Consider the following 21,760-nt stretch of genomic DNA (forward strand, 5'->3'; position numbering starts at 1 on the left):
TGCTTACTGGATCTCTTCCGGCTTCACGATCACCCAGTTCTTGTCCGCCGTAACCTCCAACCCTTCCTTGGCCTGGGCCGCCGCGTTCTTGGCCATCATGCCGTTAATCTGGGTCATGTATTTGTCCTTGCGGTTAACCCACAAATGAATGCCGCCCTTGGCTACGTCAACGCTGTGGAACAGCATGTAACCATCGCTGCTCGGGGTGTCGCCGCCCACCAGCACTGGCTTTTTCCACTCATCGATGTAGGTCAGGATCGCCGCTTGCTTGCCAGCCATCCAGGTGGCCGGGGTCCACAGGTACGGAGTCAGTTCGAGGCCGAGGTTGGCCTTTTCGTCATACTTGCCAGCAGTGATTTGCTTGCGCGCGGTGGTCAGCTCGCCGGACTTCGGGTCCTTGAGCAGCAGGCTCACGCCGATGACGTTCTGCGGTTTGACGTTGTAGCCGTACTTCGGATCGGAAGCGACCATGCGCACCAACTCTTCGGAGGCGGCGGTCATCACATAGACCTCGATGCCGTTCTCCATCAGCTTGTTGTACAACTCGGCCTGGCCGGTGAAGACTTTCGGCGGGTTGACGTCGAGGTTCTTGACCACATCACCGTCGTAATAGGTGGCCGGCACCGGTTTGCCGGACGCCATCAGCTCGTCGACATAACCTTTGAGTTCTTTGAGCGTGAAGCCCGAGAACACTTGCGCAACCCATGGGTAACACACCATGTCGTCAATTTCGCAGAGACGGTAGTAGTAGCTGAACAGGCTTTCCTTGTGTTCAGCGGTGTCCTTGAACGGAATCAGTTTCAGGGAAGGGTCGAGTTTGTCGCGGGTGATCAGGCCCTTGTTCTCCATATAGGGCAGCAACGACTCTTCGAGGTCGTAGCGGTAACTGGTGTTGTCCATGTCGAACACCGCGTAGTTACCTTTGTTGGCGTTGGCGGCAATCATTGCGTCCAGCGCCTTGGCCTGATCGGCTGGCCAGTGTTTCAAATCGGTGGCGAATGCCTGGCCCGCAAGGCCCAGGCAAATGGCTGCAGCCAGCATTTTTGGTATGAATTTCATCGACGACTCTCCCTGAATGTGAAAGACATCGACGCTAACAAATAAGTGTGACAGTCCTCGTCTGCCAGCGACCGTTACCGTACCTATCGCGCCAGCTGCATCCCCGACAGCGACACCGGCTTATTCCAAAAACGACAGTTCACCTCTGATTTCGGTATTAATTCATTAGATATCAAGCTGTTAGGCTTTCCGGTTCGCGGCTGCCCCGGAAGGTAGCTGGCACATGTCTGATCGGAGTTTTTATGAATCTGCCGCTGATCCTCAATCTGCTGGTGTTCCTTGCCCTGCTGTTCGGCCTGGCACAAACCCGCCACACCACTTGGAGCCTGGCAAAAAAAGTCCTGCTCGCCCTGGTGCTGGGCGTGGTGTTTGGTGTGGCGCTGCACACCGTTTATGGCGCCGGCAATCCGGTCCTGAAAACCTCGATCGGCTGGTTCGATCTGGTGGGTAACGGTTACGTGCAGTTGCTGCAAATGATTGTGATCCCGCTGGTGTTCGCCTCGATCCTCAGCGCCGTGGCCCGTCTGCACAATGCGTCGTCATTGGGCAAGATCAGCTTCCTGACCATTGGCACGCTGCTGTTCACCACCGCCATCGCGGCGTTGATCGGCATCGGCTTGACCAACCTGTTCGGCCTGACCGCCGAAGGCCTGGTGGCCGGCACCCAGGAAATGGCGCGCCTGCAAACCATCCAGACCGACTACGCCGGCAAGGTAGCGGACCTGAACGTGCCGCAGCTGTTGCTCTCGTTCATCCCGCAAAACCCGTTCGCCGATCTGGCGCGCGCCAAACCGACCTCGATCATCAGCGTGGTGATTTTTGCGGCTTTCCTCGGCGTCGCCGCCTTGCAATTGCTCAAGGATGACGTCGAGAAAGGTCAGAAAGTGATCAACGCCATCGACACCCTGCAAGCCTGGGTGATGCGCCTGGTGCGTCTGGTGATGAAACTGACCCCGTACGGCGTGCTGGCGCTGATGACCAAAGTGGTCGCCGGTTCCAACCTGCAAGACATCATCAAGCTCGGCAGTTTTGTGGTGGTGTCCTACATCGGCCTCGGCCTGATGTTTGTGGTTCATGGCCTGTTGGTGTCGGCAGCCGGAATCAACCCGCTGCGGTTCTTCCGCAAAGTCTGGCCGGTGCTGACGTTTGCGTTCACCAGCCGCTCGAGCGCGGCGACGATTCCGTTGAGCATCGAAGCGCAGACCCGCCGTTTGGGCATTCCGCAGTCCATCGCCAGCTTCGCCGCGTCGTTCGGCGCAACCATTGGCCAGAACGGCTGTGCCGGTCTGTACCCGGCGATGTTGGCGGTGATGGTCGCGCCGACCGTGGGCATCAACCCGCTGGACCCGCTGTGGATCGCGACGTTGGTGGCGATTGTGACGCTGAGTTCCGCCGGTGTGGCGGGTGTAGGCGGTGGTGCGACGTTTGCGGCATTGATCGTGCTGCCGGCGATGGGCTTGCCGGTGTCACTGGTGGCGTTGCTGATTTCGGTCGAGCCGCTGATTGATATGGGGCGCACGGCGCTGAACGTCAGTGGGTCGATGACGGCCGGGGCGATTACCAGCCAGATCATGCAGCAGACGGATAAAGAATTGCTGGATGCGGATGAGCATTCGGAGTTGGCTCACGCCTGAGTCTTGTAGCGACTGGGCGGGCCTCATCGCGGGCAAGCCCGGCTCCTACAGGGATCATTGGTGTTTACACGGTGTGTGTCCCACCTCAAAACCCTGTAGGAGCCGTTGCTCGCGATGCTCTTAGGCTTTTTCCCAGACTTCGAAGTTGTAGGCCGGTTTGTCACCCTCGGCCGGATTCGCCACATTCGACACCAGCTTCCACTGGCCCAAATCAAACTCTGGAAACCACGCATCCCCTTCCGGGCTCAGTGCCACGCGGGTCAGATACAACCGGTCCGCCTGCGCCATCCCCTGTGCATACAACTGCGCGCCGCCAATCAGCATCAGCTCATCGACGCCCTGCGCCTTCGCCCATTCTTCGGCGCGAACCACCGCGGCTTCAAGCGACGGGTAAACCTCGGCGCCTTCCAGCACCAGGTCCGCCTGACGGCTGACCACGATGTTCAACCGGCCCGGCAACGGGCGACCGAGGGAATCCCAGGTCTTGCGACCCATGATGATCGGCTTGCCGAGGGTGGTGGCCTTGAAGTATTTGAAGTCCCCCGGCAAGTGCCAGGGCATGCTGTTGTCGACGCCGATCACACGGTTTTCACCGAGGGCTGCGATCAGGCTGAGGGGGAGTGATTTAGTCATGCCGGCGAGGATACCAGAGCCATCCGTACCCCGATAAGCGCCACAGCGGTTATGCTCACAGCTCAATGGAGCGATGGGATCGCGCGTGACTGAACTGACTGGACTGCAAACTCTCTGGCTGACCGAAACCGTGCGCCTGCGTGAAGAACACGCCGGCCCTCTGGAAGACACGGAAGCCAACCGACTGGCCCGAAGCGCTGGCGGTGACTTGCCGACACGGATTCAACGGCGGGCCTTATGGCTGGCCGAACGCGATGGTTTGGCCAACGCCCTGCAACACTGGCTGCAAGGTGCGCGACTGGCGCTGATCGTGATGGCGGTGCTGGCCGTGGTCAGCGGTGCAGGTCTGGCCTTCGCCGCAATGGGTGACGGGCACCCCCCGGTGAATGTGTTCTGGGCCTTGGGCAGTCTGCTCGGGCTGAACCTGATTCTGTTACTGAGTTGGGCGCTGGGCCTGATGTTCGCGGGTGAACACGGCGCCACCCTCGGGCGCTTATGGTTGTGGCTCAGCGAAAAACTCGCCCGCGACGCCAAAGCCGCGCAACTGGCCCCTGCCCTGCTGCTGTTATTGCAACGACACAAACTCAATCGCTGGGCGGTCGGTACGCTGGTCAACGGTTTGTGGCTGCTGGCGATGCTCAGCGCCTTGGCGATTCTGCTGACGCTGATGGCGACCCGACGCTACGGCTTCGTCTGGGAAACCACCATTCTGAGCGGCGACACCTTCGTCGAAATGACTCAGGCCCTCGGCGCGCTGCCGGCCCTGCTCGGCTTCAGCGTGCCTACCGTGGAAATGATCCGCGCCAGCGGCGATGCCGCGCTGAACATTGAAAGCGCTCGACAGGCCTGGGCCGCCTGGCTGGTTGGCGTCCTGTTGGTCTACGGTGTGCTGCCGCGTTTGCTGCTGATGCTGTTTTGTCGGTGGCGCTGGAAAACCGGCCAGGCAAAATTGCATCTGGACCTGAACCTGCCCGGCTACGCCCAATTGCGCGAGCGATTGATGCCCACCAGCGAACGCCTGGGCATCAGCGACGCCGCACCGGAGAAACTGCATCGCGTCGAAAGCGGTGTCACCGACCAGCTAAGCGACGGTGCCCTGCTGGTCGCCATCGAACTCGATGACCAACGCCCGTGGCCGCCGCAACTGCCGAAAACCGTGGGCAACGCCGGGATTCTCGACAGCCGTGAATCGCGCCACCGTCTCCTCGAACAACTGAGTCGCTTTCCGCCCGCACGCCTGGTCATCGCCTGCGACCCACGGCGCTCGCCGGACCGTGGCAGCCTGGCGCTGATCGCCGAACTGGCGCGCAATGCCGCCGCCACTCGCGTCTGGCTGCTGCAAGCGCCACCCGGCGAAGCGCTGGACGCCGAACGGCTGGGTGACTGGCACGTCGCATTGCAGCAACTGGAGTTGCCGTTCGCCGATTGCGCGCCGATGAACTGGCTGGAGACCGGTCATGAATAGTGCCTGGAAGGCCCCGTTGAAGCTCGCTGTAGTCGGCCACACCAATGTCGGCAAAACCTCATTGCTGCGCACCCTGACCCGCGATGTCGGCTTCGGCGAAGTGTCCCATCGTCCCAGCACCACGCGTCACGTCGAAGGCGCACGCTTGTCGGTGGAGGGCGAGCCGCTGCTCGACCTCTACGATACCCCCGGCCTGGAAGACGCCATCGCCCTGCTCGACTACCTCGAACGCCTGGAGCGTCCCGGCGAACGCCTCGACGGCCCGGCCCGCCTGGCGCGATTCCTTGAGGGCAGCGAAGCCCGGCAGCGCTTTGAGCAGGAAGCCAAAGTGCTGCGGCAACTGCTCACCTGCGACGCCGGCCTCTACGTGATCGACGCCCGCGAACCGGTGTTGGCCAAGTACCGCGACGAACTGGAAGTGCTGGCCAGTTGTGGCAAGCCGCTGCTGCCGGTGCTGAATTTTGTCAGCAGCGCCAACCACCGCGAGCCGGATTGGCGTGAAGCGTTGGCGCGTCTGGGCTTGCATGCGCTGGTGCGTTTCGACAGCGTCGCACCGCCGGAGGATGGCGAACGTCGACTCTATGAAAGCCTCGCGCTGCTGCTGGAAAATTCCCGTGAACAGCTTGAACGCTTGATCGCCGATCAACAGGCCCAGCGCCTCGCCCGTCATCAAAGTGCAGTCCGGTTGATTGCCGAATTGTTGATTGATTGCGCCGCCTGCCGGCGCAGCGTCGCCAGCGATGCAGAGCAGGAACGGCACGCCATCACCGAACTGCACAAAGCCGTGCGCCAGCGCGAACAACGCTGCGTTGAAGCGCTGCTCAAGCTTTACGCCTTTCGCCCACAGGATGCGGCGGCCAGTGACTTGCCGCTGCTCGATGGCCGTTGGGGCGATGATTTGTTTAACCCGGAAACCTTGAAACAGCTGGGTGTACGGGTCGGCAGCGGGATCGCCGCCGGCGCGGCAGCCGGGGCCGGGGTCGACTTGCTGGTGGGCGGTCTGACCTTGGGTGCAGCAGCATTGGCCGGCGCGATTGCCGGTGGCGCCCTGCAAACCGCGCGCAGCTATGGCAGCCGGTTAATCGGCAAGATCAAAGGCCAGCGAGAATTGACCATCGATGACAGCGTGCTGAGGTTGTTGGCGTTGCGTCAGCGGCAGTTGTTGCAGGCGCTGAACGCACGCGGGCACGCGGCCATGGACAGCATTCAGGTCGCCACGCCCCAAGACAAAACCTGGCGCGAAGGCAAACTGCCCGAGGCACTGAACAAGGCGCGGGCCCATCCGCAGTGGTCGTCGCTGAATCCGCAGGCGAAGTTGAATCAGGCGCAAAGGCAGGAGCAGGTTGAGGTGTTGGCGCAGCAGTTGTGAGCCTTGATGCCTGGGGTGTTTGGGCTCGCGATGGCAGCCACGCGGTCATGAGGCTCTACTCCGCCAACACTCGCGCCGCCTTTTCTTTCAAGAGACGAAGATCCATCACCGGTACGCCCGTGTCCTTGGCCAACTCGTCCCACTGCCGCATGCGCAAACTGACCTCGCACAGCGGGTCCCGTTCGAAGACCTCCGCCTCGGCCGGTGTCATCACTCCACCCTGATACTCCAGCGTGCGACGGCTGGCTTCGCTCAAGCGATCGTAGTACCCCGGCTCTTTGAGCGTCAGATAACGCTTGGCCTGCACGTGGTATTCCACCAGTCGCGCCATGCGTTCGCCGAAACCGGCACGGCGCAAGTAATCGGCACCCAGTCGTTCGTGGCTGACCACGCCAAAGCCGCGCATTTTCTCGGCGCTTTCGCCGCAAATGTGCCCGATGTCGTGAAAAAACGCAGCCAACACCACTTCATCATCGAAGCCTTCGGCCATCGCCAATTGTGCGGCCTGAGACATGTGCTCGATCTGCGACACCGGTTCGCCGATGTAGTCGCTGTCGCCAAAACGCTCGTACAGACCGAACACCTCGGCAATTACCTGTTCGTGGTTACTCATCAACGCTCTCCCAACAAAGTCGCCACATTACGTTCAGCCATTGCTGGCCCGACGCTCATGCCGACGCCGGTGTGCATCAGCGCCACGCTCAATCCCGGTGCCGGACGCAGGAACGAAAACGGTCCCGGCCCTCGTGAACCATAGACACCCTGCCAGCGTTCGACCACTTGCACCTTGCAGCCCAGCGTCTGTTCGGCCAGTTCGATCATCCAGTCGTCCACTTGCTCGGCGTTGAACGGCGATGGATCGCTGCCGTAATGGTGGGAGTCGCCGATGATCAATTCGCCATACGGCGTCGGACTGATCAGCAGGTGAATGCCGTTGTCATGCAGGTGCGGCTCGTCTCGCAGAATTTGCGCCTGCACCGCCGCCGCTTCCGGCAGATCGGCGAAGGCGCCGTAGTGCACGCAGCTCAAACCGGTGAGCAACGCGTGTTGCAGGTTGAGGTTGATTTGCGGCCGGGCGCGAAGCATTTGCAGGCGGCAGATTTGCGGGTTGAGTTCAGCGATCGGCTCGGCCAGCAGCGTCTGATAATCGTGGCCGGAACAGACGATGATCTGCTCGGCACTGAAAGTGCCGGCGGTGCTGTGCAAGCAGCCCGGTTCGATGTCGCGGACCAGGGTCGAAAAGTGAAAGGTCACGCCGAGTTCGCGACGCAGGTAGTCGATCAGCGCCGGAATCGCTTCGCGGGAATACAACTGCTGATCGTCCATCCCGTGCAACGCAGCGCGGTGATGGGTGAACTGGCCGCGGTACAGATCACGCAGTGCGGCGCCGCGCAGCAGTTCGACGCGGTAACCGTGCTCCACGGCGCGACCGGCGCAGAATGCTTCCAGCAGGTGTTCTTCGGCTTCGGTGCGGGCGAACAGGTATGAGCCGTTGCGCTTGAGTTGCAGGCCGGCGAGTTGTGCCCATTGGCCCCAGATCTCGCGGCTGGCCTTGGCCAGTTCGAGTATCGGGCCCGGCGGCTGGCCGGTGACGAGGGCCTGGCCGAAGTTGCGCACCGAGGCGCCCAAGGGCGTTTCGCTGCGCTCGAAGACGGTGACTTTCAGACCGCGTCGGGCGGCGGCGTAGGCGTGGGACAGGCCGAGGATGCCGGCGCCGACGATCAGCATGTCGTTGTGGTGTGTCATGGAGTTCCCCCAATGATCGTTCCCACGCTCTGCGTGGGAATGCAGCCATGGACGCTCCGCGTCCACTGTGACGCAGAGCGTCACGTGATTCATTCCCACGCAGAGCGTGGGAACGATCGGTGTCAGTTACTTGGCAGCCACTTTCTCGGACTTGCCGTCATAGCGCTTGCGCCATTCGGTCAGGATTTCGTCGCGATTCTTCGACGCCCAGGCGAAGTCGTTCTTGATCAAACGCTGCTCATAATCCGCCGGCAATTCGGTCTGCGGCTTGGCAATACCCGGTTGCGCGAGCACGGCGAAGTTCTCTTTATAAAGCTCCATCGCCGCCGGGCTGGCGGAGAAGTCAGCCAGTTTCTTCGCCGCCTCTTCGTGCGGTGTGCCTTTGATCACAGCCGTCGCTTCGATCTCCCAGCCCAGGCCTTCTTTCGGCAGGATGATGTCCAGTGGCGCGCCTTGGCGTTTCAGCTGAACGGCCGGGTATTCAAAGGAAATACCAATCGGGAATTCGCCCGCCGCCGCCAGTTTGCAAGGCTTGGAGCCGGAGTGAACGTACTGGCCGATGTTCTGGTGCAGGTCGTCCATGTACTGCCAGCCCTGCTTCTCGCCGAAGGTTTGCAACCAGGCGCTGACGTCGAGAAAACCGGTGCCGGACGAGGCCGGGTTAGGCATCACGATTTTGCCTTTGTACTCAGGCTTGGTCAGGTCTTGCCAGCTCACGGGTTTGCTCAAGCCCTGCTTCTGGGCTTCGACGGTGTTGAAGCAAATGGTCGCGGCCCAGACATCCATGCCGACCCAGGCGGGCGGGTTGGCGGCGTCGCGGTAGTTGCCGCCGATTTTGCCCAGATCCTTCGGTGCGTAGCTTTGCAGCATGCCTTGCTGATCGAGGATCGCCAGGCTCGAAGCGGCGAGGCCCCAGACTGCGTCGGCTTGTGGGCGAGCTTTTTCGGCCAGCAACTTGGCGGTGATGATACCGGTGGAGTCGCGCACCCACTTGATCTCGACATCCGGGTTGGTCTTTTCGAACGCTTCTTTGTAGGTCTTCAGTTGCTCGGCTTCGAGGGCGGTGTAGACCGTCAACTCGGTTTTCGCCGCGAAGGCGTTCAGGCTGAAAGCGGTGAGGACAGCAGCGGCCAGGGCCAGGGGCTTGAACATGATCTTTTCCTGTTTTGAGTTGAGGTTGCGGGATTGGAAATCAGTGGTCAGGCGCCGTCTGCCGCCAGGCCTGGGAGCGGCGCAACAAACCGCGCGAAGCCCAGGCCAGCAGCAAGGACACACCCGCCGAGGTGAACAGAATCAGCGTCGACATCGCCGCCGCGCCGCCGACGTTGCCGGCGTCGTCCATGTTCAGCACCGCCACCGCCGCGAGGAGGGTGTCAGGGCTGTAGAGGAAGATCGCCGCCGAGACAGTGGTCATGGCCGAGACGAACAGATAGCGCACGATGTCCAGCAGCGCCGGCAGGCAGATCGGCACGGTGACGCGCAGGTAGTGCCGATACAGCGGCGCCTTTAGCGACAGCGCGGCGGCTTCGAACTCGGCGTCGAGCTGCCGCAGCGCGGTGGTCGCGGTCATTTGCGCGGTGGTCAAATAGTGAGCAATGGTGCAGACCACCAGCAGGGTCATGGTCCCGTAGAGCACATGCAGCGGGTTGCCGGTGAGGTTGAAGAAGAAGACGTACCCCAGGCCCAGCACCAGCCCCGGCACCGCCATCGGTACGAAACTGAGCATGCGCAAGGTCAGGTTCAGTCCACGCTGGCCCTTGGTTTTTTCCATCAGGTAAGCGCCGGTGAAGATCAGCACGCTGCCGATCAACGCCGTGCACAACGCCATCTTCACGCTGTTGCCATACGCCAGCCAGCCGCCGCCCGCCGTGTCGTTGAACTGATAGTGGCTGAGCGAGAGCGACAGGTTGTACGGCCAGAATTTGACCAGCGAAGAGAAGATCGCCATGCCGAACACCAGCAGCAACGCCGCGCTGATCAGCAACACGATGCCCAGGTAGCAGCCGTCGCGCAGTTTCGATGGTGCGGGTTTGAAGACTTGCGCACGCCCGCTCATGGAGTCGCCCTGACGTCGACGCAACCACGCATCGACACCGAAGCTGAACAGCGCCGGCAACAGTAGAACCATGCCGATCAACGCGCCGCGACCGAATTGTTGCTGGCCGACCACCGCTTTATAGGCTTCAAGCGCCAGCACCTGGTAGTCGCCACCGACCACCACAGGCACGCCGAAGTCGGTGATAGTCAACGTAAACACCAGGCAGAACGCGGCGAACACAGCCTGACGCGTCGCCGGCCAGGTAATGCTGCGAAAGGCTTTTGCCGGACTCGCGCCCATGCTGGAGGCAGCATCGAACAGTCGCGCATCCGCCAGGGACAACGCCGACAGCAGAATCATCAAGGCATGCGGGAAGGTGTAGATCACCTCGCCGAGCACAATGCCCCAGAAGCCGTAGATGTTGTCCGAGAGCAGCCCGCGCAACATGCCCTGGTTGCCGAACAGATACACCAGCGCAATCCCGGGCAGCATCGACGGCGCCATCAATGGCAGCAGCGAAATCCCGCGCCAGATGCCTTTGCCGGGAATCAATGTGCGTTGCAGGGCGTAGGCAAACAGATAAGCCAGCGGTACTACAATCGCCGCGACGCTGAGGGAAACCTTGAGGCTATTACCCAACAGCCAGTGAAAATTTTCGCTGGTGACCAACTCCCGTGCGGCCACCAGACCACCGCCCTGCCCGGCTTCGGAGCTGAAACCCCGCCAGAAGATCGCCAGCAACGGCATCAACACCGCGACGCCGAGCAATACCAGTAACAGGACTTTGCCGCCGACCACGAACACCCGGTCGCCGATTTCGGCACGGGAGATCTGCCGAACCTGCTTGTGCGGTATCGGCAGCGCGATGTTCGCGCTCATCAGGCAAACACCTGCAGGCTGCGTGGCGGCAAGGCGACCATGATCTGCTGGGCGCCGAGGCGCGGCATGGCTTCCGGCGCCAGCTCGGCGAGCAACGGATGGCCCGGCAATTGGTCGAGTTCGAAGCTCATGCGGCAGCGGTTGCCGAGGAAAGTAATCTCGCGAACCTTGGCCGGAAACAGGTTTTCTTCATGCACCAGCGGGTTGACGTTGATCGCCTCCGGGCGGCAGAACAAACGGCCCGACGCAGTTTTTGCACTGCCATCGGCCAGGCGCATGTTCAGCCCGCCGACCTGGGCGTGGCTGTCACTGCTGCGGCGGAACGGCAGCCAATTGCCCTGGCCGACGAACTCCGCCACAAACGGCGTGGCCGGACGGTCGTAGATTTCCTGCGGTGTGGCGTACTGCTCAACCTTACCGTTGTTCATCACGGCGATGCGGTCAGCCATCAGCATGGCTTCATCCTGATTGTGCGTGACCATCAGGGTGGTGATGCCGAGGTTGCGCTGCAACTGGCGCAGTTCGGTGCACAGGTGCTCGCGAACCCGGGCGTCGAGTGCAGACATCGGTTCGTCCAGCAGCAATAACGAAGGCGCCGGCGCCAGGGCCCGAGCCAGGGCGACGCGTTGCTGTTGGCCGCCGGACAATTGGCCGGGGTACTTTTTCTCGCTGCCGATCAGGCCGACCAGTTCCAGCATCTGACCGACACGCTTGCGCACTTCATCGCGACCACTGCCCGCGAGGCCGTAGGCAATGTTCGCTTCGACGGTGAGATTGGGGAACAGCGCGTAGGACTGGAACAGAATGCCGTAGTCCCGCGCCTGGGGGGGCAGGTGGGAAACGTCGCGATCGCCGAGGTACAACTCGCCGCTGTCCTGTTTTTCCAGGCCGGCAATGCAACGCAGCAAGGTGGTTTTGCCGCATCCCGACGGGCCCAGCAGACACACCAGTTCACCGGCCGACACGTCGAGGGAAACGTTATCGAGCGCAGTAAAGGCACCGAAGCGTTTCTGTACGCCGCGCACCTTCATCGGGGCGCCGGGGTTGGTCAGGGCAGTTGCGATCGAGTGGTTCATGGACAGGCCTCATCAAGCAGATGAAGGCCATCCTAGGGATGCAATGCGTCCGTCATGTGGCAGTGAGGCAAAAATGGCTGATAGTGGTATTCAGGGATTTTGGTTCACAGTCGATCGGTTCCCACACTCTGCGTGGGAAACGATCATCAGGCAGGTGCCATTTCCTGCGCCAACCCGAGAAACGCTGCCGGCAACCGTGCGCCTTTGCGTTCCTTGAGGCAATACAGGTACTCGGGAATCTGCGGCGCATTCTCGATGGTCAGCACCCGCAGTTGCGGATCGTGCGGCACTTCCTGCCGGGCAATGATGCTGATGCCAATGTTGCGCAGCACCGCCTCCCGGATCGATTCACGGCTGCCAATCTCCAGCAGCGGCCCGAAACTCACCCCGGCGCTGGCCAGTAGCTCTTCAGTCAGACGCCGAGTGGTCGAGCCCGATTCGCGCATCAACAACGTATGCCCGGCCAATGCGCTCAGCGGCACATGGTCGTGAACCGCCAGCGGATGATTGCGATGCACCGCCAACACCAACGGATCGCTGCCCAGCACCCGGCGAATCAACCGCGCATCGTCGAGCAATTGCGAGGACGCCGCGACATCCACCCGGTAGTCCTCCAGCGCTTCGAGCACTTGTTGGGAATTGCCGATTTCCACCGACACTTCCACTTGCGGCAGGCGCTCGCGAAAGGCCTTCACCAGATCAAGGATGTAATACGGCGCCGTGGCCGCGATGCGCAACGTGCCCTGGACCTGACCGCTGTTGCGCAGGAAAAACTCGATGTCGGCTTCCTGCTGCAGCAATGCCTTGACCATCGGTAGCAGCCGCGCGCCTTCTTCACTGACGCTGAGCCGGCGGCCGCCACGGTAGAACAGTTCAACCGAGTACTGACTTTCCAGATGGCGGATCTGCGTCGTCACCGTGGGCTGGCTCAGGCCGAGCTTCTTCGCCGCCAGGGTAATGCTGCCCAGGCGGGCCACCATGTAAAACGCCTTCAGCTCGGCACTCAGCACACCCGCTCCTCATCGCTTATTTGCGCAACAGGCGCAAACCATTGAACACCACCAACAGGCTCACGCCCATGTCGGCGAACACCGCCATCCACATGGTAGCGATCCCGGCGAAGGTTACCCCAAGAAAGATCGCCTTGATGACCAAAGCGAGGGCGATGTTCTGCTTCAGGATGCTGGATGTCTGACGCGACAAGCGGATGAACGCCGGAATCTTGCGCAAATCGTCGTCCATCAAGGCGACATCGGCGGTTTCGATGGCAGTATCGGTACCGGCCGCCGCCATGGCAAAACCGATCTCGGCCCGGGCCAGTGCCGGCGCGTCGTTGATGCCGTCGCCGACCATGCCGACGTGATGGCCCTGTGCATAAAGGGCTTCGATGGCTTGCAGCTTGTCGGTCGGCAACAGGTCGCCCTTGGCCTCGTCAATGCCGACCTGCGCGGCAATCGCCTGCGCGGTGTGGACGTTATCGCCGGTGAGCATCAGCGTTTTCACGCCCAGCTCATGCAACTGGCGGATCGCTTCACGGCTGCTCTCTTTAACGGTGTCGGCCACGGCGAACAGCGCCAGCGGACCCGACGGGTCGAGCAGCAGCACCACAGACTTTCCCTGCTTCTCCAGTGCGAACAGTTTTTCTTCCAGTTGCGGCGAGCACAGGCCCAGCTCTTCGACCAGACGATGGTTGCCCAAGTGGTAGGTCTGGCCGTTGACTTGCCCCTTCACACCGCGACCGGCCAGCGCTTCGAAGTTATCCACAATCAGCGGCGCGAATTGTTTATCGACAGCCGCGTTGGCGATGGCCAGCGACACCGGGTGATCCGAACGACCGGCCAGCGCCGCCGCGATTGCCGGGGCAGTGGCGTCTGCGGTGGGATCAAGCGACAAATAATCGGTCTGCACCGGTTTGCCGTGGGTCAGGGTGCCGGTCTTGTCCAAGGCCAGGTAATCGAGTTTGTGGCCACCTTCCAGATAAACGCCGCCCTTTACCAGGATGCCTTTGCGTGCCGCCGCGGCGAGGCCGCTGACGATGGTCACCGGAGTGGAAATCACCAACGCGCATGGGCAAGCGACCACCAGCAAGACCAACGCGCGGTAGATCCAGTCGAACCAGACAGCGCCCATGAACAGGGGCGGAATCACCGCCACGGCCAAGGCCAGCAGGAATACCGCCGGGGTATAGATTTTCGAGAACTGATCGACGAAGCGCTGGGTCGGCGCCCGTGCGCCCTGGGCCTGCTCCACGGCGTGGATGATCCGCGCCAGTGTGGAATTGTTCGCCGCTGCAGTGACGGAATACTCCAGCGACCCTGCCTGGTTGATGGTGCCGGCGAAGACCTTATCGCCCACCGTCTTCTCGATCGGCAGACTTTCGCCCGTGATCGGCGCCTGATCGATGGTCGAACTGCCCGACACGACTTCGCCGTCCAGGCCAATCCGCTCGCCGGGACGCACCCGCACTCGCGCACCGAGCTCGATGGTTTTGATCTCTTGCGTGACCCAGCTGCCGTCGGCTTGCTGCACCGTCGCCTGTTCCGGGGTCATCTGCATCAAGCCGCCAATGGCGTTACGCGCACGGTCCAGGGATTTGGCTTCGATCAACTCGGCCACGGTGAACAGAAACATCACCATCGCCGCTTCCGGCCACTGCCCGATCAGGATCGCGCCGGTCACGGCGATGCTCATCAGCGCATTGATGTTCAGGTTGAGGTTCTTGAGCGCGATCCAGCCTTTCTTGTAAGTGGTGAGGCCACCACTGAGGATCGAAATCAGCGCGATGATCGCCACCACCCAGTCCGGCGCGGCGCTAGTGAAGTGGATCACTTCTGCCGCCAGCGCCCCCACGCCGGACAGTGCCAGAGGCCACCAGTGCTTTTTCTCGGGGATCGGCGCTGGCGCTTCGACGCCCTGCTCCAGCGGTTCGGCCACCATGCCCAGCGACTTGATCGCCTCAATGATCGGCGCAGTGCTCGGCAGGTCATGGGTCACGCCCAAGACCCGATTGATCAGGTTGAATTCCAGCTGTTGCACACCCGCAAGCTTGCCCAGTTTGTTCTGGATTAGCGTCTGCTCGGTCGGGCAATCCATCGCGTCAATACGAAAGCTGCTCAGCCGCGCGCCGTCGGTCGGCGTTTCGCTCAACTTGATCAGCGATGGCGCCGCCACTTTGGCGGAACAGCAGGAATCACCGTGCCCACCATGCTCATGTTTCTGCACAGGCTGCAGTTTGTGGCTGTGATCGTGCCCAGCCTCGTGTGTGTGGGTGTGTCGGGAATCGCTCATCGGGTCGCGTCCATGAAGGTGCCTGTTGCCAAGTAAAGACCCTGTAGCCACTATAGGGTCAAGCACCCATTTGGAGATTGCCGTCATGAAGATCGGAGAACTGGCCAAACTCACCGACTGCGCCGTCGAAACCATCCGCTATTACGAGCGCGAAAACCTGCTGCCGGAACCGGCCCGCAGCGACGGCAACTACCGCGTCTACACCCAGGCCCACGCCGAACGCCTGACTTTCATCCGCAACTGCCGCACCCTCGACATGACCCTCGAAGAGATCCGCAGCCTGCTGGCCTTGCGCGACAGCCCACAGGATCAGTGTGAAAGCGTGAATGCGTTGATCGATGAGCACATCCACCACGTCAAGGCGCGGATCGATGGGTTATTGGCGTTGCAGACACAGTTGCTCGACCTGCGCCAACGCTGTGGCGAAGGGCCGGAGATTGATCAGTGCGGGATATTGCAGCGGCTGGAAGTGAGTGGCGGGGTTGTGGCTACAGAAGTGGAGCATTCCCATGTGGGCCGCAGTCACGGCCACTAAAACCATCACAAAACCCTGTAGCAACCTCGGCTCCTACAGGGGCGGTGGTGGTTCTTTAGACCGCCATCGGCGCGGTCATGGGCGCGTGGTGTTGGTAGCCTTCCAGCGAGAAATCGCTCGGCTCGATCAACTCCAGCCACTCCGGCTGATAAACACCGGTCTTGGCAAACTCCGGCACACGATCACTGATCACCAGCTTCGGCATCGGGAACGGCTCGCGCTTGAGCTGTTCATTCAGCATGTCCAAATGGTTTTCGTAGACGTGCGCATCACCAATGAAATAGGTGAACCAGCGCGGCGTATACCCGGTCAGGCGACCGATCAGGCTCAGCAGCGCGGCGCCCTCGGTGAGGTTGAACGGCGTGCCCAGGCCCAGGTCGTTCGAGCGGATGTAGAGGGTCAAAGAAATCTCTTTGGTCTCGACGTTCGGGTGGAACTGGTACAGCAAGTGGCACGGCGGCAGGGCCATTTCATCGAGCTGGGCAACGTTCCAGCCGTGGAACAGGATGCGACGGCTGCCCGGGTCCTTAATGATGGTGTCGACGCACTGGCGGATCTGGTCGATCGCCTTGTACAGCACCACGTAGGCCTGGCCGTCTTCTTCACCTTCCGCGATCTGGCGGTAGCCCTGACTCAGAGTCTGCTCGATGGCGGCCTGGTTGCTGACCGGGATCTGCTTGTAAGCCGGCCATTTGCGCCATTGCACGCCGTAGATCTCGCCGAGGTCGTCTTCGCCCTGGCGGAACGGGTTGGCCAGCCACTGCGCGTTTTCGTTGGCGTTCTGGTCCCAGACCTTGCAGCCCAGCGCACGGAATTCGGCAGCGTTGTTCACGCCACGCAGGAAACCGCACATCTCGCCGATAGCCGATTTGAAGGCCATTTTGCGCGTGGTGATCGCCGGGAACCCTTCTTTCAGGTCGTAACGCAGCATCGCGCCCGGAAAGCTGATGGTGTTCACGCCCGTACGGTTGGCTTGCTTGGTGCCGTTCTTGATGACGTGGGCGACCAGTTCGAGATATTGCTTCATGAGTTACCTGTGTCCTTGAACCCGGAGACCGTCGCCCCCGGGGTTCGAATTTATACGGCTGCCGCTGGGGTCGCCGGGGCGCGGTGATACGCCAGCCAGATCAGGAACAGACCACCGACAATCATCGGCACGCAGAGCACCTGCCCCATGGTCAGCCAGTTCCAGGCCAGATAGCCCAGTTGCGCGTCCGGTACGCGGACGAATTCGACGATGAACCGGAAGATGCCGTAGAACAGCGCGAACATCCCCGATACCGCCATGGTCGGCCGCGGCTTGCGCGAGAACAGCCACAGGATCAGGAACAGCGCGACGCCTTCCAGCGCGAACTGATACAGCTGCGAAGGATGGCGCGGCAACTGTGACGGATCGCTGAACGGCGGGAAGATCATCGCCCATGGCACGTCGGTCGGCTTGCCCCACAACTCGGCGTTGATGAAGTTGCCGATACGCCCGGCGCCCAGGCCGATCGGCACCATCGGTGCAACGAAGTCCATCAGCTGGAAGAACGACTTGTTGTTCTTCTTGCCAAACCATAACGCCGCCAGCATCACGCCGATGAAGCCGCCATGGAACGACATGCCGCCCTTCCACACTTCGAAAATCAGCGCCGGATTGGCCAGGTAGGCGTGCAGATCGTAGAACAGCACATAACCCAGACGGCCGCCGACAATGACGCCCATCGACATCCAGAAGACCATGTCGGAGAGTTTCTCCTTGGTCCAGGTCGGGTCGAACCGGTTCAACCGGCGGGACGCCAGCAGCCAGGCGCCGCCAATGCCGATCAGGTACATCAAGCCGTACCAGTGGATTTTCAGCGGACCGATGGCCAGGGCCACCGGGTCGATCTGCGGGTAAGGCAGCATTGCGACTCCTCGTTAGAGTTGAAACCAAAATTCCCGGGTGACGCTGCCACCTCAGGATTAAGCCAGGATTGCGAAACGTGTCAGAACAGAAAGCTCAGGCCCACGCAGAACAGCAAAGCGGCAAACAGTCTTTTCAGCAACTTCGGCGACAGCCTGTGGGCCAGTCGCGCACCGATACGGGCGAACACCATGCTGGTCAGGGCGATCCCCAGCAGCGCCGGCAAGTACACAAAACCGAGACTATGGGCCGGCAGCAATGGATCGTGCCACCCCAGAATCATGAAACTTAATGCACTGGCCAAGGCGATCGGCAGACCGCAGGCCGACGACGTGGCCACGGCTTGCTGCATCGGTACACTGCGCCAGGTCAGGAACGGCACGGTCAATGAGCCGCCGCCAATCCCGAAAATCGCTGAGGCCCAGCCAATCACACTGCCGGCCAGGGTCAGACCGAGTTTGCCCGGCACCGTTCGGCTGGCCTTGGGTTTGACGTCCAGCGCCAGTTGCGCGGCGATGACCAGGGCGAACACGCCGATGATCTTCTGCAGGTTCGGGCCGGAGATCGCTTCGGCGGTCAGTGCGCCGAAACCGGCGCCCATCAGAATGCCGACGGTCATCCAGACGAAAATCGGCCAACGCACCGCGCCACGACGATGGTGTTCGCGTACGGCGTTGACCGAGGTAAAGATAATCGTCGCCAGGGACGTGCCGACCGCCAGGTGGGTCAGGATCGATGCGTCAAAGCCCTGCAAGGTGAAACTGAAGACCAACACGGGGACGATGATGATCCCGCCGCCGACCCCGAACAGCCCGGCCAGCACGCCTGCGCAGGCGCCGAGCGCCAGGTAAAGCAGAAATTCCATGGATGCATCCCCGAAGAAGGGGGGCATGGTAACGGATGGAGGGGTCAACGCTCCACTGCGCGAGGCGATGGAACGACGGGCGAGGACTGCGTAGAGTGAACAAAAAACACACAAGGATCACCTTATGTGCCTGATTGTCTTCGCCTGGCGGCCTGGCCACGCCCAGCCGCTGATTGTGGCGGCCAACCGCGACGAATTCTATGCCCGCCCGAGTCTGCCCTTGGCGCAATGGCCCGAAGCGCCCAACGTTTACGCCGGCCGTGACCAGGAAGCAGGCGGCACCTGGCTGGGTATTGGCGCCAATGGGCGCTTTGCGGCACTGACCAATATTCGTGATCCGCATCAGCCGCCATCGCGTAAATCCCGCGGTGAACTGGTGGCCGGGTTTCTATTAGGTGACCGCTCGATTGATGACTACTTGAGCGATGTTGTCCGACGTTCCATCGAATATGCCGGGTTTAATCTGCTGATCGGCAATGCCAACGAGCTGTGGCACTTCAATGCGCGGGAGTCTGAGGCGGTGATGCTGCCCCCGGGTGTCTACGGATTGTCGAACGCCGGGCTCGATACGCCATGGCCAAAACTGCTCAAGGCCCGGGCGGCACTGAAAAATGTTTTGGCGGACCCGCAACCCCAGGCTTTGCTGGCGTTGTTGGGGGATGCGCAGACGGCACCGTTCACCGAACTGCCGGATACCGGCGTCGGGTTGGCGACTGAGACGTTGTTGTCGAGTGTATTTATAGCCAGCCAGAGTTATGGGACGCGGGCGAGTACGGCGCTGATTGTTCAGGCCGATGGGACGCGACATATAGTCGAAAGGAGTTTCGGGCCGTATGGCGGACATCTGGGGGAAGTGGAGATAAAGCTCTGAAGGCTAGCGATAACTTGTGGCGAGGGAGCTTGCTCCCGCTCGGCTGCGCAGCAGCCGCAAAACGATTGGGAGCGCTTCGCACTCCAGCAGGAGCAAGCTCCCTCGCCACAGGGCCATCAGTCTTCTAGAGGGTCTTGACCGCAGCCGGATTGATCATCTTCGCCAACCCAAGGTTCTTCAGCGCCAGTTGCAACGAGCTGTGGATAACTTGCGGGTTGTCGATGGTCATCAGCTCTGCGAGCAAATCCTTGGCCTTGCTCAGGTTGATCTGACGCAGCATCCACTTCACTTTCGGCAAGTTGGTGGCGTTCATCGACAGGCTGTCGAAGCCCATCGCCATCAACAGCACCGCTGCTGCCGGATCACCGGCCATCTCACCACAGATGCTTACCGGCTTGCCTTCGGCATGGGCATCACGCACCACGTTCTGCAACGCCTGAAGCACCGCCGGGTGCAGGTAGTCGTAAAGGTCGGCCACCCGCGGGTTGTTACGGTCCACGGCCAGCAGGTACTGAGTCAGGTCGTTGGAGCCGACCGACAGGAAGTCCACTTGCCGCGCCAGTTCCTTGGTCTGATAAACCGCCGCCGGAATCTCGATCATTACGCCAATCGGCGGCATCGGCACATCGGTGCCTTCGTCGCGGACTTCGCCCCAGGCCCGGTGAATCAGGTGCAGGGCTTCTTCGAGTTCGTGGGTGCCGGAGATCATCGGCAGCAGAATCCGCAGGTTGTTCAAGCCTTCGCTGGCCTTGAGCATGGCGCGGGTCTGCACCAGGAAGATTTCCGGGTGATCGAGGGTGACGCGAATCCCGCGCCAGCCGAGGAACGGGTTGTCCTCCTTGATCGGGAAGTACGACAACGCCTTGTCGCCGCCAATGTCCAGGCTGCGCATGGTGACCGGTTGCGGATGGAACGCGGCGAGCTGCTCGCGGTAGATCGCCAGCTGCTCCTTTTCGCTCGGAAACCTCTGGTTGATCATGAACGGCACTTCGGTGCGGTACAGGCCCACGCCTTCAGCGCCACGCTTCTGCGCCCGCGCCACGTCCGCCAGCAGGCCGGTGTTGACCCACAGCGGCATGCGGTGACCGTCGAGGGTCACGCACGGCAAGTCGCGCAGGGAGTCGAGACCGAGTGCCAGCTGTTTCTCTTCTTCCACCACTTCGGCGAACTGCTTGCGTAGCACGTCGCTAGGGTTGGTGTAGACCTCGCCGCGATTACCATCGACGATCAATTCGATGCCGTCGACCTTGGCATAGGGCAGGTCGACCAGGCCCATCACCGTCGGGATGCCCATTGCCCGGGCCAGGATCGCGACGTGGGAGTTGCCTGAACCGAGGACCGAGACCAGACCGACCAGCGTGCCTTCCGGTACCTCGCCGAGCATCGCCGGCGTCAGTTCTTCGCTGACCAGAATGGTTTTTTCCGGGTAGACCAGATTCTGCTGACGCTCTTCCTGCAGATACGCCAGCAAACGCCGGCCAAGGTCCTTGACGTCCGAGGCGCGCTCACGCAGATAGGCGTCGTCCATCAATTCGAAACGGTTGACGTGTTCAGTGACCACTTGGCGCAACGCACCCTGGGCCCACTGGCCGGTCTTGATCACCGTCGTCACTTCGCTGCCCAGCGCCTCGTCGGCGAGCATCATCAGGTAGACGTCGAACAAGGCCCGTTCTTCGGGGCGCAGTTGCGAGGCCAATTTGGCGGACAACGCGCGCATGTCGGCGCGCACGCCTTCGATGGCCGTCTTGAACAACGCCAGTTCAGCGTCGATGTCGGTGATGGTCTTGTCCGGCACCACGTCCAGATCGGCCGGAGGCAACATAACCACCGCCGTACCGACCGCTGCACCCGGTGAACCCGGCACACCGACGAACTTGGCTTCCTGGATGCCTTTGCCCTGACGGCCCAGGCCGCGGATCGAACCGGTGGCCTCGGCGTGAGCAATAACGCCGGCAAGCTGCGCGCTCATGGTCACGAGAAAGGCTTCTTCACCTTCATCGAACTGGCGGCGTTCTTTTTGCTGGATGACCAACACGCCGACGACGCGGCGGTGGTGAATGATCGGCGCCCCGAGGAAGGAGGCGTAGCGCTCTTCACCGGTCTCGGCGAAGTAGCGGTAGCGCGGGTGATCCGCGGCATTTTCAAGGTTCAGCGGTTCTTCACGCGTGCCGACCAGGCCGACCAGACCTTCGTTGGGCGCCATGCTGACTTTGCCGATCGAGCGCTTGTTCAAGCCCTCGGTCGCCATCAGCACGAAGCGGTTGGTCTCGGGGTCAAGCAGATAGACCGAGCAGACCTGGCTGCCCATGGCCTCTTTGACGCGCAATACAATAATGCCCAACGCCGCCTTGAGATCCTTGGCGGAGTTAACTTCCTGGACGATCTTGCGCAGCGTATTGAGCATGGCTCGGGGT

The 21,760-nt window shown here is 61.5% G+C and carries 18 protein-coding genes; 5 read left to right on the top strand and 13 right to left on the bottom strand.

The genetic code is table 11. The features are described from left to right. Window positions 1–3: 3 nt before the first annotated feature. Entirely contained in the window at window positions 4–1,059 is a 1,056-nt protein-coding gene (locus J2X66_RS05800; protein WP_310262029.1) for a haloacid dehalogenase-like hydrolase, read from the bottom strand. A gap of 242 nt (window positions 1,060–1,301) precedes the next feature. On the opposite strand from J2X66_RS05800, the gene J2X66_RS05805 reads away from it, so the two are divergent. Further along, complete coding sequence (locus J2X66_RS05805; protein WP_310262032.1) at window positions 1,302–2,693, top strand: L-cystine transporter; 1,392 nt, start codon at window positions 1,302–1,304, stop codon at window positions 2,691–2,693. A 120-nt stretch (window positions 2,694–2,813) separates the two neighbouring features. On the opposite strand, the gene J2X66_RS05810 is transcribed toward J2X66_RS05805, so the two are convergent. Further along, window positions 2,814–3,326, bottom strand: a complete 513-nt coding sequence (locus J2X66_RS05810; RefSeq protein ID WP_310262035.1) for a dihydrofolate reductase — start codon at window positions 3,324–3,326, stop codon at window positions 2,814–2,816. An 85-nt stretch (window positions 3,327–3,411) separates the two neighbouring features. Between J2X66_RS05810 and J2X66_RS05815 the strand changes: the two genes are divergently transcribed. Continuing rightward, the gene (locus tag J2X66_RS05815) at window positions 3,412–4,791 is read left to right on the top strand and encodes a DUF2868 domain-containing protein (protein ID WP_310262038.1); all 1,380 of its coding nucleotides are present in this window, start codon (window positions 3,412–3,414) and stop codon (window positions 4,789–4,791) included. Next, window positions 4,784–6,160: a GTPase/DUF3482 domain-containing protein gene (locus J2X66_RS05820; RefSeq protein ID WP_310262041.1), complete on the top strand. Its 1,377-nt coding sequence runs from the start codon at window positions 4,784–4,786 to the stop codon at window positions 6,158–6,160. The genes J2X66_RS05815 and J2X66_RS05820 overlap by 8 nt, the downstream gene beginning before the upstream one ends. Before the next feature lie 55 nt (window positions 6,161–6,215). On the opposite strand, the gene J2X66_RS05825 is transcribed toward J2X66_RS05820, so the two are convergent. The 7 genes from J2X66_RS05825 to J2X66_RS05855 form a co-directional block, all read right to left on the bottom strand. After that, window positions 6,216–6,773: a phosphonate degradation HD-domain oxygenase gene (locus J2X66_RS05825; protein ID WP_310262045.1), complete on the bottom strand. Its 558-nt coding sequence runs from the start codon at window positions 6,771–6,773 to the stop codon at window positions 6,216–6,218. Beyond that, entirely contained in the window at window positions 6,773–7,906 is a 1,134-nt protein-coding gene (locus tag J2X66_RS05830) for a TIGR03364 family FAD-dependent oxidoreductase (RefSeq protein ID WP_310262048.1), read from the bottom strand. The genes J2X66_RS05825 and J2X66_RS05830 overlap by 1 nt, the downstream gene beginning before the upstream one ends. 126 nt (window positions 7,907–8,032) lie before the next feature. After that, window positions 8,033–9,058 (bottom strand): putative 2-aminoethylphosphonate ABC transporter substrate-binding protein, encoded by a 1,026-nt coding sequence (locus tag J2X66_RS05835; RefSeq protein ID WP_310262051.1) that lies wholly within the window; start codon window positions 9,056–9,058, stop codon window positions 8,033–8,035. Window positions 9,059–9,098: 40 nt separating this feature from the next. Continuing rightward, a complete protein-coding gene (locus J2X66_RS05840) occupies window positions 9,099–10,823 on the bottom strand; it encodes a putative 2-aminoethylphosphonate ABC transporter permease subunit (RefSeq protein ID WP_310262055.1) in 1,725 nt (574 codons plus the stop codon). Then, complete coding sequence (locus J2X66_RS05845; protein ID WP_310262059.1) at window positions 10,823–11,899, bottom strand: putative 2-aminoethylphosphonate ABC transporter ATP-binding protein; 1,077 nt, start codon at window positions 11,897–11,899, stop codon at window positions 10,823–10,825. The genes J2X66_RS05840 and J2X66_RS05845 overlap by 1 nt, the downstream gene beginning before the upstream one ends. Before the next feature lie 146 nt (window positions 11,900–12,045). After that, on the bottom strand, window positions 12,046–12,909 hold the full coding sequence (locus J2X66_RS05850; RefSeq protein WP_027926518.1) for a LysR family transcriptional regulator: 864 nt from the start codon (window positions 12,907–12,909) through the stop codon (window positions 12,046–12,048). A 16-nt stretch (window positions 12,910–12,925) separates the two neighbouring features. Next, complete coding sequence (locus J2X66_RS05855; RefSeq protein ID WP_310262064.1) at window positions 12,926–15,187, bottom strand: heavy metal translocating P-type ATPase; 2,262 nt, start codon at window positions 15,185–15,187, stop codon at window positions 12,926–12,928. A gap of 85 nt (window positions 15,188–15,272) precedes the next feature. On the opposite strand from J2X66_RS05855, the gene cadR reads away from it, so the two are divergent. Continuing rightward, a complete protein-coding gene (gene cadR, locus J2X66_RS05860; protein WP_027926516.1) occupies window positions 15,273–15,722 on the top strand; it encodes a Cd(II)/Pb(II)-responsive transcriptional regulator in 450 nt (149 codons plus the stop codon). Window positions 15,723–15,777: 55 nt separating this feature from the next. Here cadR and J2X66_RS05865 read toward each other — a convergent pair whose 3' ends face one another. The 3 genes from J2X66_RS05865 to J2X66_RS05875 form a co-directional block, all read right to left on the bottom strand. Continuing rightward, window positions 15,778–16,749 (bottom strand): thymidylate synthase, encoded by a 972-nt coding sequence (locus J2X66_RS05865; RefSeq protein ID WP_310262069.1) that lies wholly within the window; start codon window positions 16,747–16,749, stop codon window positions 15,778–15,780. A gap of 50 nt (window positions 16,750–16,799) precedes the next feature. Beyond that, window positions 16,800–17,612, bottom strand: coding sequence for a prolipoprotein diacylglyceryl transferase (gene lgt / locus J2X66_RS05870; RefSeq protein WP_310262072.1), 813 nt, complete (start codon window positions 17,610–17,612; stop codon window positions 16,800–16,802). An 80-nt stretch (window positions 17,613–17,692) separates the two neighbouring features. After that, a complete protein-coding gene (locus J2X66_RS05875) occupies window positions 17,693–18,475 on the bottom strand; it encodes a sulfite exporter TauE/SafE family protein (RefSeq protein WP_310262075.1) in 783 nt (260 codons plus the stop codon). Between the two features lie 124 nt (window positions 18,476–18,599). Between J2X66_RS05875 and J2X66_RS05880 the strand changes: the two genes are divergently transcribed. Then, window positions 18,600–19,346, top strand: a complete 747-nt coding sequence (locus J2X66_RS05880) for an NRDE family protein (RefSeq protein ID WP_310262079.1) — start codon at window positions 18,600–18,602, stop codon at window positions 19,344–19,346. A 124-nt stretch (window positions 19,347–19,470) separates the two neighbouring features. Here J2X66_RS05880 and ptsP read toward each other — a convergent pair whose 3' ends face one another. Next, entirely contained in the window at window positions 19,471–21,750 is a 2,280-nt protein-coding gene (gene ptsP / locus J2X66_RS05885; protein ID WP_310262082.1) for a phosphoenolpyruvate--protein phosphotransferase, read from the bottom strand. Window positions 21,751–21,760: the final 10 nt, after the last annotated feature.

The organism is Pseudomonas sp. 3296 (genome assembly GCF_031456615.1).
GTDB classification, from domain to species: Bacteria; Pseudomonadota; Gammaproteobacteria; order Pseudomonadales; family Pseudomonadaceae; genus Aquipseudomonas; species Aquipseudomonas mucoides.

Bases quoted from the DNA above. Each gene is read 5' to 3' on its own strand.
- ptsP (WP_310262082.1), bottom strand. From the start codon at position 21,750: ATGCTCAATACGCTGCGCAAGATCGTCCAGGAAGTTAACTCCGCCAAG.
- J2X66_RS05855 (WP_310262064.1), bottom strand. From the start codon at position 15,187: ATGAGCGATTCCCGACACACCCACACACACGAGGCTGGGCACGATCAC.
- J2X66_RS05840 (WP_310262055.1), bottom strand. From the start codon at position 10,823: ATGAGCGCGAACATCGCGCTGCCGATACCGCACAAGCAGGTTCGGCAG.
- J2X66_RS05845 (WP_310262059.1), bottom strand. From the start codon at position 11,899: ATGAACCACTCGATCGCAACTGCCCTGACCAACCCCGGCGCCCCGATG.
- J2X66_RS05830 (WP_310262048.1), bottom strand. From the start codon at position 7,906: ATGACACACCACAACGACATGCTGATCGTCGGCGCCGGCATCCTCGGC.
- J2X66_RS05875 (WP_310262075.1), bottom strand. From the start codon at position 18,475: ATGGAATTTCTGCTTTACCTGGCGCTCGGCGCCTGCGCAGGCGTGCTG.
- J2X66_RS05865 (WP_310262069.1), bottom strand. From the start codon at position 16,749: ATGAAGCAATATCTCGAACTGGTCGCCCACGTCATCAAGAACGGCACC.
- J2X66_RS05810 (WP_310262035.1), bottom strand. From the start codon at position 3,326: ATGACTAAATCACTCCCCCTCAGCCTGATCGCAGCCCTCGGTGAAAAC.
- J2X66_RS05835 (WP_310262051.1), bottom strand. From the start codon at position 9,058: ATGTTCAAGCCCCTGGCCCTGGCCGCTGCTGTCCTCACCGCTTTCAGC.
- J2X66_RS05880 (WP_310262079.1), top strand. From the start codon at position 18,600: ATGTGCCTGATTGTCTTCGCCTGGCGGCCTGGCCACGCCCAGCCGCTG.
- lgt (WP_310262072.1), bottom strand. From the start codon at position 17,612: ATGCTGCCTTACCCGCAGATCGACCCGGTGGCCCTGGCCATCGGTCCG.
- J2X66_RS05820 (WP_310262041.1), top strand. From the start codon at position 4,784: ATGAATAGTGCCTGGAAGGCCCCGTTGAAGCTCGCTGTAGTCGGCCAC.
- cadR (WP_027926516.1), top strand. From the start codon at position 15,273: ATGAAGATCGGAGAACTGGCCAAACTCACCGACTGCGCCGTCGAAACC.
- J2X66_RS05805 (WP_310262032.1), top strand. From the start codon at position 1,302: ATGAATCTGCCGCTGATCCTCAATCTGCTGGTGTTCCTTGCCCTGCTG.
- J2X66_RS05800 (WP_310262029.1), bottom strand. From the start codon at position 1,059: ATGAAATTCATACCAAAAATGCTGGCTGCAGCCATTTGCCTGGGCCTT.
- J2X66_RS05825 (WP_310262045.1), bottom strand. From the start codon at position 6,773: ATGAGTAACCACGAACAGGTAATTGCCGAGGTGTTCGGTCTGTACGAG.